Below are 20,741 nucleotides of genomic sequence, written 5' to 3'. Positions count from 1 at the left end.
GCTCATTCAATCTGACAGGCATCACGGTTATTTCCGCTGTTGAAAATGGCTCAGGCTGCCATAAAGCGCCAGCAGACGGTCATATTCAGCAGGATCGTAGAAGCTGCAGGTACCGCGCCCAAACTCTTTGGCCACTTCCACGGCAAATTTCACCGCCAGCGCGATATCCACTTCATGGCTGGCACCGGTGCCACAGCCCGGCACCACCGACTCAGTACAGATTGCCACACCGACCACTGGCGCTGCCGTAGCGGTTGAAGGTTGCAGGATACTGTTGAGATGATGAACACCATTACCATAGGGCGTAATGTCCTGCATGGTGATCGGGAAGGTCACTGCCGGGCGGCCACTGGTCATTTCCATGATACGCAAAAGGTCTTCCGACACCCGCAGGATGTAGCCCTGTTTCACCGTCGGTGACAGCGCATAGCCCTTGTGGTTGATAATGCGATTGCCCTTGGTGGTATCGATCGACAAAATGGCATCGGCTTGCGGCACCACTTCGTTATCATTCATCGTGACGTCATCGATGGGTGAATCCATAAAATCGACCGGATCGTGTGGGCGAGTGGGTGCGTTCGGGCAAATATGCGTAGTGATCACCACATCACCAGGCAGAACGTCACCTTTGCGCTGCATTTCTGCCAGCTTTAGCGCACTGGCGATCGCCGCAATCGCCCCGTCACCGTCTGACACCAATCCTATGCGCGTGGGGCGAGCTCCAATGCCGCCCAACCGGCCAATAATTCCCAACGTTGGCGCATCACCACCGGATTGCTTGCCTGCACTGCCAGGGATCTCGATGCGGACAAAATCCGTGGTGCCCTTCTCACCGCTGACACGATGAGTGCTGGCCTTGACCGACGGGTAGTGGGCAAACAGATCGACCACGTCCTGCCCTTTGACATAGGCATTATCAATCAGCTCAAAGACCTGCAGCGTTTGTTGCAAACTCATGTTAATCCCTCGCAAATGTTGCCTGATAGGTTTATGCCTCCCGCAATTGCAGGCACGGCGTTATTTTCCCTTGCTGGAAAAGATCGAGTTGAAGAAGTTGTATAGCGCGTCACCGGCAATAAACCCGGCAGCCATGATCTCCATCGGCGCGCGGCCTTTATCCCCCCAGCGTTTGATGATCAGAATGCGCAGCGCGATACCGGCAAGCACCGCCCATCCTGCCAAGGCGTTATTAATCAGCAAACCTGTCGCAAGTAGCACGCCGAGCTGGCGTTTAGGCCCCCCAATAAACTGCACTATCGCGCCTGGTATGGCCCAAATCAGCAGGCTGGACGCAATACCGGGCTGGGCTCCTGCCTCAATGGTTTTGGCGTATACCCGGGCCACCGGTGGGATCAACTCCTGCAGGAAATAGCTGGTGTAAGAGAGATAAACCACGGGAATGGCGATCACAAAAGCAATCATGGCGGCAATCAGCTGAATACGCCGCCCCAGCAGTTCCTGCTGTAAATCCTTACCGTAACCCCGCAGGATAAAACCGGCTTTCAGATCAAAGCCCATATCGGCAAACGCCGGCCCGGTCGCTGCGGTAAAGCCGGTGAGAATGCACAGCGCCAGAGGAGGGAAACCAAGCATGATCCCAACGATCAGCGTGATCAGCGCCACTGCAAATGCCGGAAACCAGCCGGAATGCATCGCCGCAATGCCGACGATCAATTCATGTACAAAGGCAGCAAACGCGGCATAGATGACAAACAGCACCAGCATGGTCAGCGACATTTCGCTGTATAGCCCGCCCCCCAAAGCCAGCATCCCGGCAATCACGACATATCCGACAGCCCCCAGACCCAAGGCTTTGCGTACTTCACTGTCAGGTTGGGTATAGGTCGATGTCGAACTTTGATTTTTGTTGCGGATCACCTGCACCACCTGGATCAATGCCACCAGCCCGGCACCGACCATCACGCCATGCGGAATATAGTGCGCATTGATGTCGACACCGGTCAGCGGCTGGCCATAAGCACGCAGCAACAGGCCAACACCGAACATGCTCAGCGCCCAGATATTGCCAATAAATGCAGTACCGAAGGCCGCCATGGGGATCTTCAACATCGAGCCTGCAATCCCCACAACAACGCCGACAACCAGCAACCAGGCCTGTTTACCACCACGGTCACCGGCCTTGATAGCCTCCGCCGCCGCGACTCCCGGGGGCCAGGCATTCGCCGCCGGGAACACTTTAGTGTCAAACATCCGGTACAGCAGGTAAGCATCCAGCAGCATCGCCGCCGCTACGCCGCAAAACATCGGCAGGATCAATTGCGGTTGCCCCATGACATAAGGCACGGCAATCGGCATCAGCAGGCTATTGGCCGCCCCGAAAGTGGCTGAGGATATTACCGTTTGGGCCAGATTCTGAGTGTGTATAGAACGATAGCGTTGGAACATGCGCAGCGGGATCCGGGCCAGCAGCATGGCGATCAGCGCACCGATAATCGAAGTATTAGGCGTCACACCCAAGGTGGTGATCAACTGTACGCCAATTATCGCCCCGACGACGGATAGCAGCACCATCACCAGTAACGTACCGATATCTTTCAATGGATTACTCGTTATATCTGGTTTCATAAATCCACCCTATGAATATCCCTGCTAAATGGCAAAAATAATATTTCCGACATAGATTGCCGATAGAGTTCCATTATTCGAAACTCTATACAGTGAAATAGATTATTTAGTGCCTACCTTGGCCACATTAATGGCAGAAAGACTGTCTCTGCTATTAACTCATCAGCGAAATGCCCTGGTATTGGCGCGCTAATAAAGCCAGTTTACGGTGAGCTATTTGATCTGTTGCCAATAATCATCACCAAGTTTTTCCGCCAGTTGCCGGGAAACCGTCATTAATGCCTCAAGCACCTGGGGAGGATAAGGCTGGTCCTCGGTCTGTGAGGGGAATGAGAGACATAACCCCACCGTCTCACTGCGGTGTTTATTCATCACCGAGGTTGCCAATGAACTGATACCAGGCAGCGTTTCGTTACGGGCCAATGACCAGCCCTGCTGCCTGATGGTTGCCAACTTTTGCAGCAACGCCTCCAGCGTTTTTGGAGAGTTTGCCGAAGCAACCTGGTAGCCCGCAGCAAAGCGCTCACGCACCTGCTCATCACTCTCGCGCGCAAGTATCGCGCGCCCTACAGAAGTTTCTGCCGCTGGCGAACTGGCCCCCACCGGTGTCACCACCTGCAAAAAATGGCGGCCAGGCAGCGTACGCATAACCCAATTCTCCCGCCCCTCCAACACCGATATATAGCCGGTACAGAAGGTTAACTGATTAAGCTGCATCATCGCCGCCGTGGCACTTTCCACCAACGGAGTGGAAAGATAATGGCTAGCTACCCCAAGCAGCAGATAGCCAATATGGTACTGACGGCTTTGCGGGTCCCGCTCTAACAGCCCCTGGCTTTCCATCGTTTGTAGCAGGCGCGATACGGTACTTTTTGGCAGCCTCAACCTTTCGACGACATCAGTAAAAGAAATCCCCCCTTGGCCATGCGTTATCTGCCGTTGAGAAAATAGTTTTAATACCGCAGCAGCATTTTCCAAGGTAGTCATGGCTCGCCTTGTTCCACTATATGGAACCTAGTTCCCAATCAATATTTAGAAACCTAAAACCCATTCCACTTATCGTCAAGCAGTTTATTTTTATCACACAGCGAAATTACAGCGAATGATGCTTTAACATTGAGAATACTGCACAGATAGCAAAGTCATTTTCCGAGATAATTGGCATATGTCCGTCTTTCAGCGTCAATATCAGCATAAGCTACCAATATTCGCTAAGTCGTCAGCGCGGTTGATACCGCTATTAAAAGATGGCGCAAGATATAAATGGCGAGAAAAGTCTCGGACAGAATGATGGAGATGGAACCAAATGCGGGGAAAAACCGATCGGGGATAGCACAACGCAGTTGAAAAAATGAAGCCGGTTTATACCGGCCACTTGTTGTTACACCACAGGCTATTCACCCAGGCTTTCATCCTCGTAACGCCGCTTGGCGTCTAACGCTTCCCGCTCGGTTTCGTGCTCGCTGATCAGCGTATCGGGTTTCGGGTGATCGGCCCGTAGCTCATACCAACGAACCTGATTGCCCACTTCGCCCTTATCTACGGCCTTGATACGCGCCGTTCTCGGGTAGGGAGGTTTACTCGGCATAGTGCTCTCCAATGTGATGACCTGTTGTTAAGTATAGACAACCCCCCTGAAATGCCAGTTATCGGCGCGACCCCAAATCCCGGTCCTGGTGTTCACCGGCCAGCAACTGTGTCAACTCAACACAGGATTGGATCTGGCCATCACGCACGATGAAATGAGCTAACACCCTGATCTGGCTCTGGCTGCCATCACGTTTCTCAACATTCACCCAATGATGGGTGAAGACATTTTCCCCGGCGGCGGCGATGGCGAGGATCTGAAGCTGCATGCTGCAGGTGATCTGTTTAAGCAAGGCCATATGCTGGATAAACTGCGGGTAATCTAGCGTATGACCATCCACCGTCTGGTGATAGTGGCGGCTGAACAGATTGGCAATCAGCTCGGGCTGGTGTTCAGGATTAGCTACAATTTGCTGTAAAGCCGTAAGGACAAGAGTTTGGTGAATCATGCTGTTCTCTCCGGTGTGATAGCGTCCAAAGAGCATAAAGGCAATCAGCAATGGCATAATAACCGTATCAAGATATTCAATAACGCTAATCGGCCAACCTGATGAAACTGCACAGCGAACGTTTGTTGCACGCTAAAAAACACCTGACGCCTTGGCATCAGCATCAACAGGGGCAGGTCTATCTGTTGACCCACGGCATGATGATGTTAGAAACCGCGGGGCAGCAGTGGGCAATGACTGCCGGTAACCTTGGCTGGCTTCCGCCCCACTGCCCTCATCAGGCACTGGCCTGCGGCAAGGTGATCGGCTGGATCCTTTATTTACCCGAGACCTGCTGCAACACATTGGCGGCAACGCCACGCCTGACCGCCGCCAACGCCTTAAGCTCGGCGCTAGTTGAACGCGTTGCACAGTTTTCTGCGCCGCTCGACATGGCGCAACAACGTTTGGTGGAGGTTCTGCTCGATGAGATGCGAAGCGAGGAGGCCGAACCGCTGCAACTACCGCTGCCACAAGATGCCCGGTTGCTGAGAATTGCCTATGGCTTATTGAACGATCCCGCCAATGATCGCCAACAAGGTGAATGGGCTGCATGGGCGGGCTTAAGCCCCCGCACCCTTAGCCGACGCTTTATGCAGGAAACCGGCATGAGTTTTTCCCGCTGGCGTCAACAAGCCAGGGTGATCCGTTCGTTGGAGGCGCTATCGGCCGGTATGCCCGTTGCTAACGTAGCCAACGAATGTGGCTATGAGAACGTCAGCGCCTATATTGCCGCCTTCCGTCAGCGATTTGGCATAACGCCAGGGCTTTATTTTACTTAGTTAATCGGCTGCGGCTAAGCGGGCGCAGCATGCGGCGCCCCTACAGCACATAGCGAGTGGGTTGGGATTGGTCAGTGATATCGTGGCACAAGATGTGGCCTGGGAAATTACTTTACCGCCTCGCCTTGCAAGACCGCCAAGATTTGCTCGACTACCTGCTGGGGATTAGCGGTGCCATCCATAACATGGTGCGCAGCCTCCTGATAGAGAGCCTCACGTACCGCCAATACTTCCAGCATTTCTTCGGCAATGGGACGGCCAGTGAGCGTTGGGCGCTGCCCCTCTTCCGGAAACTCTGCCAGCCGTTGCGCCAATACGCTGGCTGGGGCACGTAGATAGAGCACCGTGCCATGCTGACGCATAAAACGCCGGTTCTCTTCGGCCAGGATCGCCCCGCCGCCGGTGGCAACTATGGTTGACGGTTGGGTTACCGCTTGCAAGGTCTGGGTTTCGCGCTGGCGAAATCCCTGCCAACCCACCTGTGCGACCATTTCCGCTACGCTCATTTGCGTGGTCTGCTGCATAAACAGATCGGTATCGATAAACCGATAGCCCAGCGCCTGCGCCAATGCACTGCCGACCGTGGTTTTACCTGCTCCACGAGCTCCTACCATAAAAATGGCTTGTGTCATTACGGGTTGTCCCTTTTGCGGTGACTGAATGCATTAGATTGCCTGCGAACCTGCCCGCAGGTCGATCGAGCGTTGGCGTTGTAACTGCATCATACCGCCCTGAATCTGTATTTCAATCTTTACGATAGTGTAAATTCCATAGCACAGCGGCTATTGGCAGCAAACCCATGTTCTACCTCCTGCGCCAGAAGATGCTGTAAATACGCATCCAACCGTGCGACAGGAATGGTACGAAAGCCAAGGCGCTGGTAATAAGGTGCATTCCATGCCACTTGCACGAACGTCGTTAGCGTTAACCGTTGGATACCTTAGCGCAAGGCCAGCCCGCTAATCTCTTCGATCAGGCGCTTGCCCACGCCTTGCCGCTGCCAATCGGCCGCAACCGAAAGCTCGGCGATATGCCAGCTGTGCGCAAAGGGCTGCACCGCGATAAAACCGGCGATCTGCTCAGTTGGGCTAGCCATCACCCACTCCTGCTGCTGCTCGATAAAATCGACGTGCTGCCGCGGGCTCATCACCTCACCTTCGGCAATAAACTGTAACTCTGGCTGCTGGCGAAACAGCTGGGCGGCGGAACGTTCAACCGCGACCAACTGCGGGATATCCTGCGGTTGTGCCAAGCGTAGCTTCAGGCTCATGTCTGGCTCCTGGTTAGCGGCCGGCTATTTAAACAGATTTTGCCGCAGGCAGAAATCACCAATAGCGCCACAAAGTGCTATATGATAATTACTCTCATTTAAATATTCAATCAACACCGAAGATACGCCCTGAACAACCTCAGCAGATAAAAAACCAAAAGCAGTCGCCACGCTGCGGCCTTGCAGGCTAAATTGGTATCACAACACCGGGGGATAAAAATGGCTCAACAGATCGTTACGCTGACAGACTACCCACACTTTGCCGATGTCTGTGCCGCTTGGGCATTTGGCCAATGGGGCTCACAACGCGGCGGTACGCTGGAACGAACCCGCCAACGCTTTGCTTTGTGCAGTAAACCCAGCGAAGATTTCCTGACGCTGCTGCTGATTGATGGCGAGCGCCCATTGGGGATGGCCAGCCTGTGGCCGAGTGACGATCATCATCGTAGGGATCTCTCCCCCTGGCTGGCCGGCGTCTTTGTACACCCGGATCATCGTCGGCAGGGTATTGCCCAGCGCCTGGAGCAGGCGATCGTCAGCGCGGCACAACAACGCAGCCATCCCGTTCTGCATCTGATCACCGATCACAGCGAGGCGTTGTACGCCGGTTGGGGCTGGCAAACTATTGAACGCCGCCAGCAATATGACGACGAAGTGGTGGTGATGGAAAAGCGGCTGTGATCAGCGCGGGGTACACACATACACCAGCGCAGGGGGGAAGTTACGCACCTCTAACCGCCGCTGCCAGTGAAAATAGCGCGAGAGCAGCTTTTCCGAGAGATGACTGTATTGGAACAGCACTAACGTGCCGTTATTGGCTCGTAAACGCTGCTGCGCCTGCTGCAAGATACGCACTCTTATCCTGAGCGGGATCGACAGCAGCGGCAAGCAGGAAAAAATAACGTCGTAATCGCGCTCCAGCCTTTCCGCCGAATAGGCCATCACCCGCAGGCGGCTATCATCAATCTGTTGCAGCTTATGGACGAAGCTGGTTTGAATTTCATAGGCATCCAGTTGAGCATCGGCCCGCAGGCGGCCCAGGATCCGTTTGGTCAGCACACCGTCCGCCGCCCCTAGCTCGGCCACCGTCAAGGCTTGCGTCCACTCGATTTGTTGCAGCATCGCCTGGCAGAGCCATTGAGAGGAAGGTGCCAATGTGCCCACGGTTCGGGGGGAGGCCATAAACTGGTGAAGGTAGGAGAAGTGATGCTTTAGTTGCAGCCGTGTCGCATTTAACATTGAGGCCTCCATCGTATGAGTTCCCCAATGTGGACTGAATTTCTTAAGGTTTCATTAACCCCATTCCGAAAACGGTCCTGATAGTTGTAATCAAATGCAACCAGGCATCATAAAATAAAAGCCAAAAAGGCTGCGATAATAATCAACCAACAAAATATTGGACAGATTATTATCCGCAGCCGTCTATTATATTGGCCAACCTCATTGGCCACTCAGCTATTTATCGTTGATTAATTAGCGATAAACTTCCGCAGTACCGCGCCAGTCGCTGGAATCCCCTGGATTATCCAGGCCAATGATTCGATAGTGCGATCCGCCGTCTGCAGTCGCTTTTTGTTTCAGCGCATGGATAGCGTCATCCGGTGAGCCGCTGATACCGGAAACCGACACCGTGCCGATGCTCTGCATGCTGCTGGCTTGAGCGCTATCAACCTGTTTGGCGCCCATGGTTGCGGCCATGGTGGAGAATGAAGCGGTGGCGATCAGTGCTGCTGCGATGCATGGTAATAGTTTCATGATTGACTCCGTTATTTTCATTTGAACTCGTTCTCAGTGAGGTTAATTATGAGTTAACCATTGAAAACAGACGTCATCCAATGTAAAGAAGCTCAATCATTGTGAGCAAAATAAGGAGAAAGTGAGAGTGGGTATTTCCTGATAGCGCATAACTTTATTTATAGCGCAAATTTTACGCTCTATTTGAAAAAATTAATAATTATATTTAGTCAACTGAGATAACCCGGTTTATTTTAAAGCAATTTTCCTTCTCCCTGCCCCCGCTCAACGGATAATTGGGCCAAACCTGGCCCAATTATCCGGCAGACATTCTTCTATCAACTTACTGCACCTGTTCAGCGCAATGGTTCTGGCAGGGTCAGCACCCACAGTTCGCTCAAGGACTCTGGCTGTACCAATGGCCGCAATTCAATCGTCGTGTTTACCGGTTTACCTGCCAAACTCAGCTTCCCTTGCTGATCCAGCTGATAGTCGCCAATCTTCTTCCCTTCAGGCTCAGCGTTGACCAGCTTGGCCTGCAAACCAAAGTCGTTGTCGTTAATCACCGCCAGTGTGCGATTGTCGATCAGCGCCAATCCTTCCACCTTCTCCTGCTGCCAACCCAGTTTACGCAGATCGACCACTTCACGTTTCTGGGCCAGCTTCACCCCACGCTTGGCCAGTTCGCTGGTATCAGCAAATTCCAACGCCTTGCCCTGGCCATCGAACGACGTCAGATCGCTGGCCTGGCTAAGATCAACCAAATAGATCTTGTTCATCATTTGCTTGTCTTTGTCACTGCCCTGTTCGATCAGCAGGATATGTTGATTATCGACCGCCACGATATCGCCAATCTTGGCATCTTTGGCTTTCTGGTAACGGGCGATATCGATCGGATAACCATACATGGCCGTTTTGCCACTGGCAGGATCAAAGCTGACCAAACGGGTAAACTGCGCCTGGTTTTTGCTCTTGCCATCGATATCCAGCGTGCTCTGCACCGCGGCCAGGATCCGCCCATCCGGTAACCGGGTTACGCCTTCAAAACCCCGGTTCGGTTGACGCCATTTAATGATGTTCGGCAGGCCGCTGGCAACCGCCTGCTCCCCCGCTAATGGTGTTGGGCCATATTTCGCCAGAATTTTACCCTGGCCATCGATATGGATCAGGAAGGGGCCATATTCGTCACATAGCCAATAGCCTCCTTTACCATCTGGCGTGATCCCCTCGGTATCCAACCCGCGTTTGTCACTCGCCAGCGGCTTGAGCGTATCCGTCAATGCCACTTCATTGGTTGAGCCAATCAGGTTGCCAGGCAACGGCAAGCCGCTAATAGGGCCGTTATCATCGTGCAAAGGACGGGCTTGGGTGGCAATGGCCTTACCGCCACCAATACGGATTTCCATCAATAAGGGTACAAAAGCCGGGTTGGCAAAAATCTTGGCCTCCTGTTTGCCGACTGCTGGCGCATCAGCGTTCGGGCCACGATCGGTCACGGTGGTCAGCAGTAGATCCCCCCCTTCCCGGCCATTAAATACCAGCCCGGAACCAATCCCTACCGGTAGCCCATTGGGAAACTGGCTGGCAAAAGCGCCGGAATAACCCACCCGATCGCCGTCAGGAAAGCTGACGTTGTAACGAGCAACGCCAATATCGGCAGCATAGGACAACAGCGGTAAGACAGAGGCCAACAACACGCCAAGCGGTTTGATTCTCATAGCATTAACTCTTTGTAAGGGAAAGTAACAGCCTGAGAGCCTAACCACCAACAATGACAGTTTTATGACGATCAAGTCTAAAACAACCGATAACAAATAGAAATAAACAATCAGCCCTTCATTATTGAGTGATAAAAACCAATTGAAAAATAAGAATTTACCCACGATAAAAATAAAACACAGAATTAATCCTATATAAAATAGGAAAATTACCCATCCACAAGATAAAAAAACAGCAAAAAATAAGATAATTTCTTAAAATATTCGCTTTCACATAGACAAAATAAAAAGATAGGGCTTTAATACCGGCCGTAATCGAAGGTGTGCACGAAAATTTATGTTTTAGACCACTACAATATTAAAAAGGTGCTCTATAGTTTTAGTGCTAACGCCCGTTAGTTTGTTCCCCCAGCAGGATGGAGTCTATGTCAAAGCGACTTTTTGCCGAATTTTTCGGTACTTTTTGGTTGGTGTTCGGTGGTTGTGGTAGCGCAGTGCTGGCCGCAGCCTTTCCTCAATTAGGTATTGGTTTTGCTGGTGTTGCTTTAGCATTCGGCCTTACCGTGGTCACCATGGCCTACGCTGTCGGCCATATTTCTGGTGGGCACTTTAACCCAGCGGTCACAATGGGATTATTTGCAGGCGGCCGTTTCCCTGCCAAAGATGTTATTCCCTATGTGGTTGCCCAGGTGATTGGTGGTATTGCCGCCGCCGCGGTACTTTATTTAGTTGCCAGCGGTAAAACCGGCTTTGATGCAACTACCAGCGGTTTTGCTTCTAACGGCTACGGTGAGCATTCACCGGGTGGCTATTCTTTGCAGGCCGCCATCGTTATTGAATTAGTACTGACTGCGTTCTTCCTGATCGTTATCCATGGTGTGACCGATAAACGCGCACCGGCAGGCTTCGCGCCTTTGGCCATCGGCCTGGCGTTGACGCTGATCCACCTGATCAGTATTCCCGTTACCAATACCTCAGTTAACCCGGCACGTAGTACCGCCGTGGCAATCTTCCAGGGGACCTGGGCGTTGCAACAGCTGTGGGTATTCTGGCTGGTACCGCTGATCGGCGGTGTTATCGGTGGCTTGATCTACCGTTGCCTGTTGGAAGACAAGAAGTAAGTATGGATTTTCAGGGCAGCCCGCAACGGCTGCCCTGAAATATTAACCTTTCACCGCTTCAAACATCATGATGTCACTGGTAAATGAGCCATCGGCCTGAATGGCAAAGTGTTGGCGAACATCTTCTGCTACCCCCTGCTGTAACGCACGGATCGCCGTGACAAAATGCTCAGGCGTACGCATCCGGGCCACCCAACTGCTGAACTCCAAATCAAGACGATCGGCCGTGACTTCCCGCACCAGCAACCCAGATTCAGTAAACATGCTCAGCCACTCACCCGGTGCATAGTTGCGCACGTGCGAAGTATCCCGTAGCACTTCGACCGTTTGCAGATAGATATCCAATAACGGATGCCCAGGGGAAACCACATCCATAAAGATGGCTCGCCCGCCGGGTTTCAATACCCGTTTAACTTCACGCAATGCCCGACCCACATCGTGCCAATGGTGTGCCGAGTAGCGGCTGATCACCACGTCAAAGCTGGCGTCATCAAAGGGTAAGTACTCCGCCACGCCCTGCTGCACCTGAATATTCGCCAATCCCTTTTCCTGTGCCGCGTTGCCGACCACCGTCAGCATCTGCGCCGACAGATCGTACGCCACCACCTGCGCCACATGGGCCGCAGCGGTAAAGCTGGCATGTCCTGCCCCACACCCCAGATCGAGCAAGCGGGCATCGGTACTCCCTGCCAACAGCTTGGCCAGGCGTTGCAGGTCTTTCCCTTGCGCATGTACCGCACTGGTCAGGTAGGCATTGGCCTGTTCGCCAAACTGGCGGTCGACCGCATTTTTATGGCTGTTGCTGATGCTCATAGCTGCTCCCATTATTATCTGGCTTACGCCGGTGCCGAGATGGCTGGTAATGACTATAATCAAGCAGCTATACGGGTACAATATGAGCCGTTATCCTAGTATAAACAGGTACCACCCTAATGGAATCAGACGCAATTTCCAGCCAGAAAGCCCTTGGTGCCTTTTTACGTGCGCACCGCGAGCGGGTCACTCCAGAAATGCTGGGCCTGCCCACCGCCACACGTCGCCGCACCAGTGGTTTACGCCGTGAAGAGCTGGCACAAATCAGTGGCATCAGCGCCACCTGGTATACCTGGATAGAACAGGGACGCGAGGTGTCGATTTCCCCCTATACGTTGGCACGCATCGCCACGGCGTTACGGTTGGGCCATGCCGAACGTCATTACCTGTTCACCCTGGCGCATATCGCCGATCCTGAAAAAGAACAGCCGCAGGAAACGATTAATGCCGCCGTACTGCAAAGCGTGCATCAAATGACCGTGCCCTGTTATCTGCTCGATCTCACCTGGAATATGGTGGCCTGGAACCCACAGGCGGAGGAGCTGTTCTGCGATTGGCTTAAGCAGGCAAAAACCCCCAACCTGCTGCACTTCATGTTTTTTCACCCTCAGGCGAAAGTGCTGGTCAGTGACTGGGAAAATCGGGCTCGACGAGTGGTGGCCGAGTTTCGTGCAGAAACCAGCCATCATCAGGGAACGGAAGAGATACGTGCCTTTGTGCGCAATATGACCCACAACAGCGACGCTTTTCATCATTGGTGGAAACAGCAGGACGTAATGGCTCGTGAAGGCGGCGAACGTACCTTCAGCCACCCACAGCAGGGGGAGCTGCATTTTCAGCAAGTAACGTTCTACCCGGCGGAGCACAGCGGGTTGAAATTGGTCATGCTAATGCCGTTGCGCTAGCGGTATTGCAGTTGCTGACAAAACATCAACCGGATCACCACGAAGAGAGTGCTGCATGCGGTGCCCGTGTAGCCATTCAACTTTGCCATCAATCGCAGATAGGTTTACCTGCCATTTATTTATCGCGCCGGGTAAACGCGCTAGGGTAATCACTAGCATCCTGTACTGCTATTGAGGTCATCCTATGCGATCCGAAGAACAACAACTTATCGATGGTTTGTTCAGCCGCCTGAAAGAGGCCCAGACCCAAACCGGCCAAAGGGATATTCAGGCAGAACAGCAGATCAACCAGCATATCCGCGAGCAACCCTCGGCACCTTACTATATGGCGCAGGCCATGATCATTCAGGAAGCCGCGCTGAAACGGCTTGACCAGCAGGTAAAACAGCTGGAAAACCAGGTTACACAGCTACAGAAAACGGCCAATAGCCAGCAGAGCAGCGGGGGATTTCTTGCCGGGCTGTTTGGCGCTGGCAACCGCAATGCGCCAAGCCCACAGGAACAATATCAGGCACAGCAGCAGAATAACGCCGCTTGGAACGGTCAACCGCAAGCAGGATATACGCCGCAACAGCCAAACTATGCTCAACCTCAGCAGGCCACCCCTTCCCGGGCCGGTGGTTTTCTTGGTGGAGCCTTGCAAACGGCGGCAGGGGTTGCCGGAGGGGTCGTGCTAGCCGATATGTTGACCGGGATGTTCCGGCATTCGCAACCGGAAGAGATCGTCAACATCATCAATAACCCCCCCGTTGATGACGGCACTATGGGGAGTTTTTCCGCGTCAAACAATCTTGACACCTTCAATAACGGCGACGATCGTTTTATCAACCAGGATAATGGGTTACAGCAGGCGGATTATCAGAACGATGACTTCTCCTCTGATGACTACAGCGACGACGACTCGTTTATCTGACGACTGACCAGCCCTCTCCATGCGGGGAGGGTTTTCTCCCCCCATCAAATGACACTAGGGCGTTTCATCTGTACCGATCTTGGCCAGAACCTGACGGTAGGCTTTGACTTTCTGGCGTTTCTTGAGCCAGATGGTGGTTGAAACGACAAAAATGGCGCCGGACATGGCCAATACGCCGGTGGGATGACCATAAAGCACCATCAGAGCAAAGTAAGCGGCTGAAACAATCGCCACCCATTTCGCCGAATTGCCGACGGCATTTTTTTCTAGACTCAACCGACGGAGTGCTTCTTCTTCACTGATTCCCATACGCGCTCCTTGTGAAATTAACACTCCATTATATGTGGAAATACCGCTGAATTTTCAATCGTTTTCTCAGTAAAGAAGCGTAAATCTCAATACGTTGCCCGTTGAGCAAAGAGAGGGGATGGGATTGGGGAAAAGTTTTATTGGAACAGGGTGCAGCGTGGCAACTGCACCCCACCGATCACTTGCCTGAGGTCAGCGCACTGTAGCTGGTCATCAGGTTGCGATAATCTGGAATATGGTTGGCAAACAGCGTCCCCAAGCCTTCGATATCATTACGCCAATCACGGTGCAATTCGCAAGCCACGCCGAACCAGGTCATTAACTGCGCCCCTTCGGCTTCCATGCGGCTCCATGCGGATTGCCGCGTCAACTCGTTAAAGGTACCGGAGGCATCAGTCACCACAAAGACCTCAAAACCTTCAGCCAGTGCCGACAATGCCGGGAACGCCACGCAGACCTCCGTCACCACGCCAGCGATGATCAGCTGTTTGCGACCAGTGGCTTTAACCGCCTTAACGAAGTCTTCATTGTCCCAGGCGTTAATCTGACCAGGGCGTGCAATATAAGGCGCATCTGGGAACTGGGCCTTTAACTCGGGCACCAAAGGACCATTGGGGCCAGTTTCAAAACTGGTGGTCAGGATTGTCGGCAGATTGAAGTATTTCGCCAGGTCACCCAGAGCCAATACGTTGTTCTTGAAACGATCGGGATCGATATCGCGTACCAGTGATAGCAGCCCAGCTTGATGATCTACCAGCAGCACGGCGGCCTGGTCTTTATCGAGACGCTTGTAATTTGCTGTCATGTTACAACTCCTTCCTAAGAGTAAGTTAAGTAGGTGCCCGATACGGAGAACATTTTCCGTACCGGGACACAGAGGTTATTGATTGCTGCCTGCGGTAGTCAGCGGCATCGCGCCAAACTGACCGCTGTTGAAATCACGGAAAGCCTGTTGGATCTCCGCCTCGCTGTTCATCACGAAGGGGCCGTAACCGACGATGGGCTCATCGATAGGTTCACCACTCAGCACCAGCAAGCTGACGTCACCATTTGCCTCAAGGGTGATTGAGTCGCCAGCGCGATCCAGCAGCACCATTTGCGTTTCCCGCACAATCTGCTCGCCGTTGACCAGAATCGCCCCATGCAGCATGACCACGGCCAGCGTATGCCCTTCCTCCACCTGCAAGGTGGTGGTATGCCCGGCGTTCAACTTCATATCCCACACGTTGATCGGGCTGAAGGTACGCGCTGGGCCAGCATGACCGCCGTAGTTGCCGGCAATCACCCTGACCTGCCCGGCGTTATCTGCCAGAGGCACGACAGGAATATCCTGGTTCAGCAAAGTCTGGTAACCCGGTGCCGCCATTTTGTCTTTGGCTGGCAGGTTGACCCAAAGTTGCACCATTTCTATGGTGCCCCCTTTCTGCGAAAAGTCTTTGGAATGAAACTCTTCGTGCAAGATGCCCGACGCTGCCGTCATCCACTGCACATCGCCAGGGCCGATCACCCCTCCGCTGCCGGTGGAATCGCGATGCTCTACTTCGCCCTGATAGACGATGGTGACCGTTTCAAACCCGCGATGGGGATGCTGCCCCACGCCACGTCGGCCACTGTGCGAGCGGAATTTGGTTGGCGCAGCGTGATCCAGCAGCAGGAACGGGCTCATCTCTGCACCCAGTTCGTTATATGAGAACAGGGAGTTCACCAGGAAACCGTTGCCGACCCAGTGAGCTTCCGGGCTGTTATAAACACCAAGGATCTTTTTCATCTTAAACTCCTGTTGCAGGCCTCGCGGCCTAACGTTGATGACAGAAGTTTAGTCCAAGGCGATTTGCCGCAGTAGTCGGCAAGATATACACTCAGTGTTCTATAAATAGAACAATAGGGGAACCGATGCAGACAGACCTGAACGATCTGTATTTCTTCGCCAGCGTGGTAGACCATCAGGGATTTGCCCCGGCAGGGCGTGCGTTGGGCATTCCCAAATCGAAGCTCAGCCGCCGCGTGGCGCAGTTGGAAGAACGGCTCGGCGTACGCCTGATCCAGCGTTCAACCCGGCGTTTCTCGGTGACCGATTTAGGGCAAAGCTATTATGTGCACTGCAAGGCGATGCTGGTTGAGGCCGAAGCGGCACAGCAGGCGATCGAACAGACCCGGGCGGAGCCTTGCGGCACGGTACGCATGTCTTGCCCGGTGGCGATGTTGCATACGCGTATCGGTAGCATGGTGGCCAGGTTTATGGCGGATTATCCACGAGTGACGGTGCATCTGGAGGCGACCAACCGCCGGGTCGATGTGGTGGGTGAAGGGTTGGATCTGGCGGTTCGCGTCAGGCCACCGCCGTTAGAAGACAGCGACCTGGTATTGAAAATCCTGGCTCAGCGCAGCTGGTGCATCGCAGCCAGCCCGGCATTGGTACGCACCATCGGCGCTATCGATTCACCCGCAGGGTTGCAGAACTACCCAACGCTCGATCTCGGCCCGGCCAGAACACAGCATCAATGGCAACTCAGCGGCCCGGAGGGGCAGACGTTCCAGTGGGAGCATCAACCCAGACTGGTCACCGACGACATGCTGATGCTGCGTACCGCGGCAATTGCCGGGGCCGGTATCGTTCAACTGCCGACCATGATGATGCACGACGAGATCCTGCGGGGCGATCTGGTGCAACTGTTGCCCGGCTGGCAACCTCAGGGCGGCGTGATCCATATTGTCTATCCCTCACGCCGTGGCATGCTGCCAGCGGTACGGCTACTGATCGATTTTCTGGCTCAGCAGTTCGCCGCCCTGGAGGAAGCGTGATCAGGCGGTGATTTCGATCGCGTTGCCGTCTGGATCGCGAATGATGGCCTCATAAAAGCCATCACCGGTCCAGCGTGGTGCCGCCTGTAAAATCCCCTCTTGCTTGGCCCGCTGTGCCAGTTCGTCCACCAACGCCTCGCTGCCGAGCGACAGCGCAATATGGGCCCAACCCACGCGTTCCTCCCCTTTCGCCCCCGGCAACAGGCCAGGAACGCACATGATCTCCAACGCGGGGCCATCCGCCAGTTGAACAAAACGCGAGATAAAGCCTGGGCGATTCTTGCTTACATACTCCTCCCCCGCTACGCCATTGAAATAGCGCTGCCAGAAGCCGACCTGAGCCTCAATATCCTCTGTCCATAGGGCAACATGGGCGATTTTCATCATCACTCTCCATCATCTGCGGGAATATACAGCACGCTGCCACCGCTGAGAGTGACCTGCTGTTCGAGTTGCGCATGGCCGCCACGGGCAATCACCAGATAATCGACCTGGCTGGCGGGCAGTAGCGTATAAGGCGCGTAGGTATTGAACTTGTCACGGGTACACAGCACCGCGACGTTGCCAGCGCGTGCCAGCATCTGCTTCTTGAACTGCGCCTCCTGATAGCGCAGCGCGGTAAAGCCACTGTCGGGATCGTAAGCACAGACGCCGGTAAAGGCGATATCGAAACGAAACGAGGCAATCTCGGCCAATGCCTTGGCATCGACGCTGCCGCCGATTTCTGCATCTACCTCACCGCCTATCAAAATAGTACGGATCCCGGGGCGTTCCAGCAGGCGGCTGGCCACGCTTAGCGCATTGGTCACCACGGTGAGTTGCCGATCGCGGGGCAGCAGATCGGCCAGATAAAGGTAGGTGCTTCCCGCATCAAGAAAGATCACCTGCCCGGTCTGGATCAGGGGCAAGGCTGCCTGAGCCAGCCGCTGTTTTTCATCGCCACTTATCTCAACCCGCTCGGCCATGTAGCCACCGGCAGGCGTGAGCGCCAACGCCCCACCATAGATCCGTTTGCACAGGTTTTGCGCCGCCAGTTGGCGCAGATCGCGGCGGATGGTGGCCTCGGTGGTATGCAGCTGCGCCGCCATTTCGATCGCCAGCACTCGCCCCTGCTGTTGCAAGGTGGCAAGGATGGCCTGGTGGCGCTCATTGGGCAGCAATTTTGACATTCTGAAGGTCCAGCGAAGTCACAATGAACACAAATGTATACAAACAAACACAAACGTACAATGGTTTTCTATAAAAAGCGCTTTTGGCGATTTTCGCCGTCAGGATGTTGGCTATACTGGAAAAAGTTACGTTAACGCGGACGTAACGCTCTGATTAAACACCCATTGAAAGGCAAGTTGCGGCTGGAAAGACAGGCGGCCATAAAGGAAAAACAATGCTATTGAGAGTTGCAAGCTGGCTGTTTCAACTACCGGGCAGGCTATTGGCACCGTTCTTCCGCAATCGGCTGACCCTGTTGATCTTCTTTATGCTGCTTGCTGCCGGGGTTTTGCTGGCTAAGCGCCACTTGAGTGAAGGAGTACAGGAGGAGAGTTTTACCCTTGCCGCGCCACAGAATTACGTGATCCAACGAGAAGCCCCGTTACGGGAAGCACGCCAACACTGCGTTGGGTCGTTGCCAGATAATCAGGGCAGCCCATGGCCCGCTTCGGCAGGTTATCTGCATGAGCCAGATTGGCAAGCAGGCAGCAAATTGCAGACGTTGGCGCTGGATAATCAGCACAATAAATTTGCCGTATTGGTCAAACTGGAGAACGCCACCAAGCAACTGCTGGCCGAGGTGTTCCTCCCCGCCGCCAGCAGTTTCAATATCAAGCTGGAGCCCAACGGCCGCTATGTGATGAAGGTGAAAAACATCCACAGCGGTTGTAGCTTCCGTACGGCCCTCTCGGTGGCAGATCGGCCCGATGGCAGGCTGCCATTGACCTTTTCAGAGGAAGGGCCAGGCCAATATCATCCGATAAGTGATAGAGAGTTCTAGCACCGTCCTACCGGGTTATTTTTTCGCCGGATGGTCGCGGCGGAACAGCTCCCAACTTTCAATCTCTTGCCCATCAGGCAAGGTACAGGTGGAATACTGCCCCTGAGCATTCTGCTTGGGGTTAAGCTTGCCGCCAATCTGGCCGCAATACACATCTGCCGGATTCGCCATGCCAATTACCTTCGGCGGCACAGGCGCATCATCATTGGTTTTCGCCGTACACCCCTGTAACAAAGCCACACTAGCGAAAAGAGAAAGCATCAGGATCTTGGTCATTGAGATTATCTTCACCGTGAATTGAGCGGGAGCATCGCTCCCCCAAAGGGATCAGGAAATAAAGGACATGCCCTGTTTCAGCACCAGATCGCAGGCTTTCTGCTTCACCTTCTCGGTAATTTGCGAGGTGCCAAGGCTATTCAGATCCAGCGTGTTGCCCTTGCCGGTATTCAGCAGGCCACCCAGTCCTTGCTGATAATCTTCACTGTTGGCATTGGCCGTGCTGGTGATGCCCAGTTTATTCAGCAGTTGGTCTTTCACCGCTTCGGTGCCGTTCGCCGACAGGACGTTATTCTGCACGCAGTATTGCAAGATCCCTGCGGCGTTGGTCATGCTGGAGGAGCTCAACGCTTTATCACCGCCGTTGAGTAATCCGCTAAGCGAAGACAGCGACATGCCACCGTTGCTGGTGCTGCCACCCGATTTGCTCAGTTCTGTGGCAGCACTGCTGAGGGAGTCCATCAACCCGGCTGCCTGGGCGCTGCCCACAGCCATTACCGTGGTCAAGCTCAGGGCCAACAATAAGCGATGTTTGGTATTCATAACGGTAAGGCTCCTGTTTAACTTCAAAATGACGGCGTAATTAATCCGACGCCTAGCTCGGACGCCGTGCCAGCCGACAAGTTCCTTTTATTCGAGCCGTAACACATTTTTCAGAATTTCGGCAAGCCATCAGAACTGCCAACGCAGCCAGGCGAAGAACACGTTACCGTTATTGTAAGTGCCCGGAATATAGGTAGCCTGGAAGGTCAGTTGCTTATAGCCGATCGACGCCAATGGCAGCGGCGCGGGGATCGGGATATATTTCCAGTTGTCACGAGCGGTCACGCTGGCGGTAAATCCCAGCCCCAGACGGAAATCTTCCCCTTCAATCGGCCGCCAGATCTTCTCGTAGGCATAACCGCCGATCGGCTCCCATTTGTTGAAGGAGTCCTTGAACGCCATAAAGTAGATCGCGTGCCAATCACCATCTGCATCAAACCGCGAGATGCCATAGCCCGCTCCCCAAGGGCGCTCGTTGTAATCGTCGGTCTTTTCCTTGTCGTAGGTCCAGCGGTTATGCCAGGTGATCGCCGGGAGATAGAGCTCCTTATTGGGCGAGTTGTTCCATGTTTCCGCCACGTTGCCGGTAAAACGCCCCCACCAGCCTGGATCTTCAGCGTGCGCGACATTGCTATTTTCCGCACTAACCTCGGCGTATGAAGGCAGTGCAGGAAATATCAACGCCAACCCCCCGGCTAACAAGATCCTTTTCACCATCATTTCGCAACTCCTGTAAAAATAAAAGCGGGGATTCTTACCGATCGCCCTATCCTGAGCAAGCCGTTTATCACGGGCCCACTCCTTTTATCGCCCCTCGTTGAGAGACAGTTAAGTTTGGTGCCCATTGGCGTACGCGCCCAAGTTATGCGCCTGTACACGCGTTGTCTGTCAGAAAACTCCGGTT

Annotated in this window: 26 protein-coding genes; 7 read left to right on the top strand and 19 right to left on the bottom strand. The window is 53.8% G+C overall.

The genetic code is table 11. The features are described 5' to 3' along the window. Nucleotides 1-27: 27 nt before the first annotated feature. From N6G83_RS31295 to N6G83_RS31275, 5 genes are all read right to left on the bottom strand, one after another. Nucleotides 28-957, bottom strand: a complete 930-nt coding sequence (locus tag N6G83_RS31295; RefSeq protein WP_098928462.1) for a DUF1177 domain-containing protein — start codon at nucleotides 955-957, stop codon at nucleotides 28-30. A gap of 60 nt (nucleotides 958-1,017) precedes the next feature. Next, nucleotides 1,018-2,586, bottom strand: a complete 1,569-nt coding sequence (locus tag N6G83_RS31290; protein ID WP_021805522.1) for an OPT/YSL family transporter — start codon at nucleotides 2,584-2,586, stop codon at nucleotides 1,018-1,020. Nucleotides 2,587-2,799: 213 nt separating this feature from the next. Then, nucleotides 2,800-3,573 (bottom strand): IclR family transcriptional regulator, encoded by a 774-nt coding sequence (locus tag N6G83_RS31285; RefSeq protein WP_024528674.1) that lies wholly within the window; start codon nucleotides 3,571-3,573, stop codon nucleotides 2,800-2,802. 406 nt (nucleotides 3,574-3,979) lie between these two features. Then, nucleotides 3,980-4,174 (bottom strand): YaiA family protein, encoded by a 195-nt coding sequence (locus tag N6G83_RS31280; protein ID WP_199061333.1) that lies wholly within the window; start codon nucleotides 4,172-4,174, stop codon nucleotides 3,980-3,982. A 58-nt stretch (nucleotides 4,175-4,232) separates the two neighbouring features. After that, nucleotides 4,233-4,622, bottom strand: coding sequence for a nuclear transport factor 2 family protein (locus tag N6G83_RS31275; RefSeq protein WP_211136011.1), 390 nt, complete (start codon nucleotides 4,620-4,622; stop codon nucleotides 4,233-4,235). 101 nt (nucleotides 4,623-4,723) lie between these two features. On the opposite strand from N6G83_RS31275, the gene N6G83_RS31270 reads away from it, so the two are divergent. Beyond that, on the top strand, nucleotides 4,724-5,443 hold the full coding sequence (locus N6G83_RS31270) for an AraC family transcriptional regulator (RefSeq protein WP_409529729.1): 720 nt from the start codon (nucleotides 4,724-4,726) through the stop codon (nucleotides 5,441-5,443). 107 nt (nucleotides 5,444-5,550) lie between these two features. Here the strand turns inward: N6G83_RS31270 and aroL are convergent, their stop codons facing one another. Together aroL and N6G83_RS31260 are read right to left on the bottom strand one after the other, a co-directional pair. After that, complete coding sequence (aroL, locus tag N6G83_RS31265; RefSeq protein ID WP_024528677.1) at nucleotides 5,551-6,075, bottom strand: shikimate kinase AroL; 525 nt, start codon at nucleotides 6,073-6,075, stop codon at nucleotides 5,551-5,553. A gap of 308 nt (nucleotides 6,076-6,383) precedes the next feature. Continuing rightward, nucleotides 6,384-6,713, bottom strand: a complete 330-nt coding sequence (locus tag N6G83_RS31260; RefSeq protein WP_248006649.1) for a GNAT family N-acetyltransferase — start codon at nucleotides 6,711-6,713, stop codon at nucleotides 6,384-6,386. A 219-nt stretch (nucleotides 6,714-6,932) separates the two neighbouring features. Between N6G83_RS31260 and N6G83_RS31255 the strand changes: the two genes are divergently transcribed. Then, nucleotides 6,933-7,394: a GNAT family N-acetyltransferase gene (locus tag N6G83_RS31255; protein ID WP_211136012.1), complete on the top strand. Its 462-nt coding sequence runs from the start codon at nucleotides 6,933-6,935 to the stop codon at nucleotides 7,392-7,394. Here the strand turns inward: N6G83_RS31255 and N6G83_RS31250 are convergent, their stop codons facing one another. From N6G83_RS31250 to N6G83_RS31240, 3 genes are all read right to left on the bottom strand, one after another. After that, nucleotides 7,395-7,952, bottom strand: coding sequence for a class I SAM-dependent methyltransferase (locus N6G83_RS31250; RefSeq protein WP_024528680.1), 558 nt, complete (start codon nucleotides 7,950-7,952; stop codon nucleotides 7,395-7,397). 234 nt (nucleotides 7,953-8,186) lie between these two features. Continuing rightward, complete coding sequence (locus tag N6G83_RS31245) at nucleotides 8,187-8,468, bottom strand: DUF1471 domain-containing protein (protein WP_074030744.1); 282 nt, start codon at nucleotides 8,466-8,468, stop codon at nucleotides 8,187-8,189. Between the two features lie 335 nt (nucleotides 8,469-8,803). Next, nucleotides 8,804-10,165, bottom strand: a complete 1,362-nt coding sequence (locus N6G83_RS31240) for an esterase-like activity of phytase family protein (RefSeq protein ID WP_211136013.1) — start codon at nucleotides 10,163-10,165, stop codon at nucleotides 8,804-8,806. A gap of 425 nt (nucleotides 10,166-10,590) precedes the next feature. On the opposite strand from N6G83_RS31240, the gene aqpZ reads away from it, so the two are divergent. Beyond that, entirely contained in the window at nucleotides 10,591-11,286 is a 696-nt protein-coding gene (aqpZ, locus tag N6G83_RS31235) for an aquaporin Z (protein WP_024528683.1), read from the top strand. A gap of 42 nt (nucleotides 11,287-11,328) precedes the next feature. Here the strand turns inward: aqpZ and N6G83_RS31230 are convergent, their stop codons facing one another. Next, nucleotides 11,329-12,099 (bottom strand): class I SAM-dependent methyltransferase, encoded by a 771-nt coding sequence (locus N6G83_RS31230; RefSeq protein ID WP_074030742.1) that lies wholly within the window; start codon nucleotides 12,097-12,099, stop codon nucleotides 11,329-11,331. A 119-nt stretch (nucleotides 12,100-12,218) separates the two neighbouring features. On the opposite strand from N6G83_RS31230, the gene N6G83_RS31225 reads away from it, so the two are divergent. After that, a complete protein-coding gene (locus N6G83_RS31225) occupies nucleotides 12,219-13,004 on the top strand; it encodes a helix-turn-helix transcriptional regulator (protein WP_024528685.1) in 786 nt (261 codons plus the stop codon). A gap of 184 nt (nucleotides 13,005-13,188) precedes the next feature. Beyond that, nucleotides 13,189-13,917, top strand: a complete 729-nt coding sequence (locus N6G83_RS31220) for a DUF2076 domain-containing protein (protein ID WP_074030739.1) — start codon at nucleotides 13,189-13,191, stop codon at nucleotides 13,915-13,917. Between the two features lie 54 nt (nucleotides 13,918-13,971). Here N6G83_RS31220 and N6G83_RS31215 read toward each other — a convergent pair whose 3' ends face one another. The 3 genes from N6G83_RS31215 to N6G83_RS31205 form a co-directional block, all read right to left on the bottom strand. Beyond that, a complete protein-coding gene (locus tag N6G83_RS31215) occupies nucleotides 13,972-14,226 on the bottom strand; it encodes a hypothetical protein (protein WP_024528687.1) in 255 nt (84 codons plus the stop codon). A 178-nt stretch (nucleotides 14,227-14,404) separates the two neighbouring features. After that, on the bottom strand, nucleotides 14,405-15,031 hold the full coding sequence (gene ycaC / locus N6G83_RS31210) for an isochorismate family cysteine hydrolase YcaC (protein WP_065683886.1): 627 nt from the start codon (nucleotides 15,029-15,031) through the stop codon (nucleotides 14,405-14,407). 75 nt (nucleotides 15,032-15,106) lie between these two features. Further along, a complete protein-coding gene (locus N6G83_RS31205) occupies nucleotides 15,107-15,994 on the bottom strand; it encodes a pirin family protein (protein ID WP_024483887.1) in 888 nt (295 codons plus the stop codon). A gap of 125 nt (nucleotides 15,995-16,119) precedes the next feature. Here N6G83_RS31205 and N6G83_RS31200 point away from each other — a divergent pair, with 125 nt between their 5' ends. Further along, nucleotides 16,120-17,028 (top strand): LysR family transcriptional regulator, encoded by a 909-nt coding sequence (locus tag N6G83_RS31200; RefSeq protein ID WP_065683885.1) that lies wholly within the window; start codon nucleotides 16,120-16,122, stop codon nucleotides 17,026-17,028. On the opposite strand, the gene N6G83_RS31195 is transcribed toward N6G83_RS31200, so the two are convergent. Beyond that, a complete protein-coding gene (locus tag N6G83_RS31195; protein WP_211136019.1) occupies nucleotides 17,029-17,412 on the bottom strand; it encodes a VOC family protein in 384 nt (127 codons plus the stop codon). It abuts the gene before it with no gap. Between the two features lie 2 nt (nucleotides 17,413-17,414). Further along, nucleotides 17,415-18,197 carry a DeoR/GlpR family DNA-binding transcription regulator gene (locus N6G83_RS31190; RefSeq protein WP_065683883.1) on the bottom strand — a complete coding sequence of 261 codons (783 nt, stop codon included), beginning with the start codon at nucleotides 18,195-18,197 and terminating at the stop codon, nucleotides 17,415-17,417. Between the two features lie 215 nt (nucleotides 18,198-18,412). Here N6G83_RS31190 and N6G83_RS31185 point away from each other — a divergent pair, with 215 nt between their 5' ends. Continuing rightward, complete coding sequence (locus N6G83_RS31185; RefSeq protein WP_211136014.1) at nucleotides 18,413-19,018, top strand: hypothetical protein; 606 nt, start codon at nucleotides 18,413-18,415, stop codon at nucleotides 19,016-19,018. Between the two features lie 15 nt (nucleotides 19,019-19,033). Here N6G83_RS31185 and N6G83_RS31180 read toward each other — a convergent pair whose 3' ends face one another. The 3 genes from N6G83_RS31180 to pagP all read right to left on the bottom strand — a co-directional run bounded on the left by N6G83_RS31180 (nucleotide 19,034) and on the right by pagP (nucleotide 20,557). Beyond that, nucleotides 19,034-19,294: a DUF333 domain-containing protein gene (locus N6G83_RS31180; RefSeq protein ID WP_024528694.1), complete on the bottom strand. Its 261-nt coding sequence runs from the start codon at nucleotides 19,292-19,294 to the stop codon at nucleotides 19,034-19,036. A gap of 51 nt (nucleotides 19,295-19,345) precedes the next feature. Continuing rightward, the gene (locus N6G83_RS31175) at nucleotides 19,346-19,837 is read right to left on the bottom strand and encodes a DUF2501 domain-containing protein (protein WP_024528695.1); all 492 of its coding nucleotides are present in this window, start codon (nucleotides 19,835-19,837) and stop codon (nucleotides 19,346-19,348) included. 129 nt (nucleotides 19,838-19,966) lie between these two features. Beyond that, complete coding sequence (gene pagP / locus N6G83_RS31170) at nucleotides 19,967-20,557, bottom strand: lipid IV(A) palmitoyltransferase PagP (protein WP_024528696.1); 591 nt, start codon at nucleotides 20,555-20,557, stop codon at nucleotides 19,967-19,969. Between the last annotated feature and the right edge of the window lie 184 nt (nucleotides 20,558-20,741).

This window comes from Serratia sp. PL7, assembly GCF_945957435.1.
The sequence above is the reverse complement of the archived record's forward strand: the minus strand, read 5'-3'. Positions and strand labels throughout refer to the sequence as shown.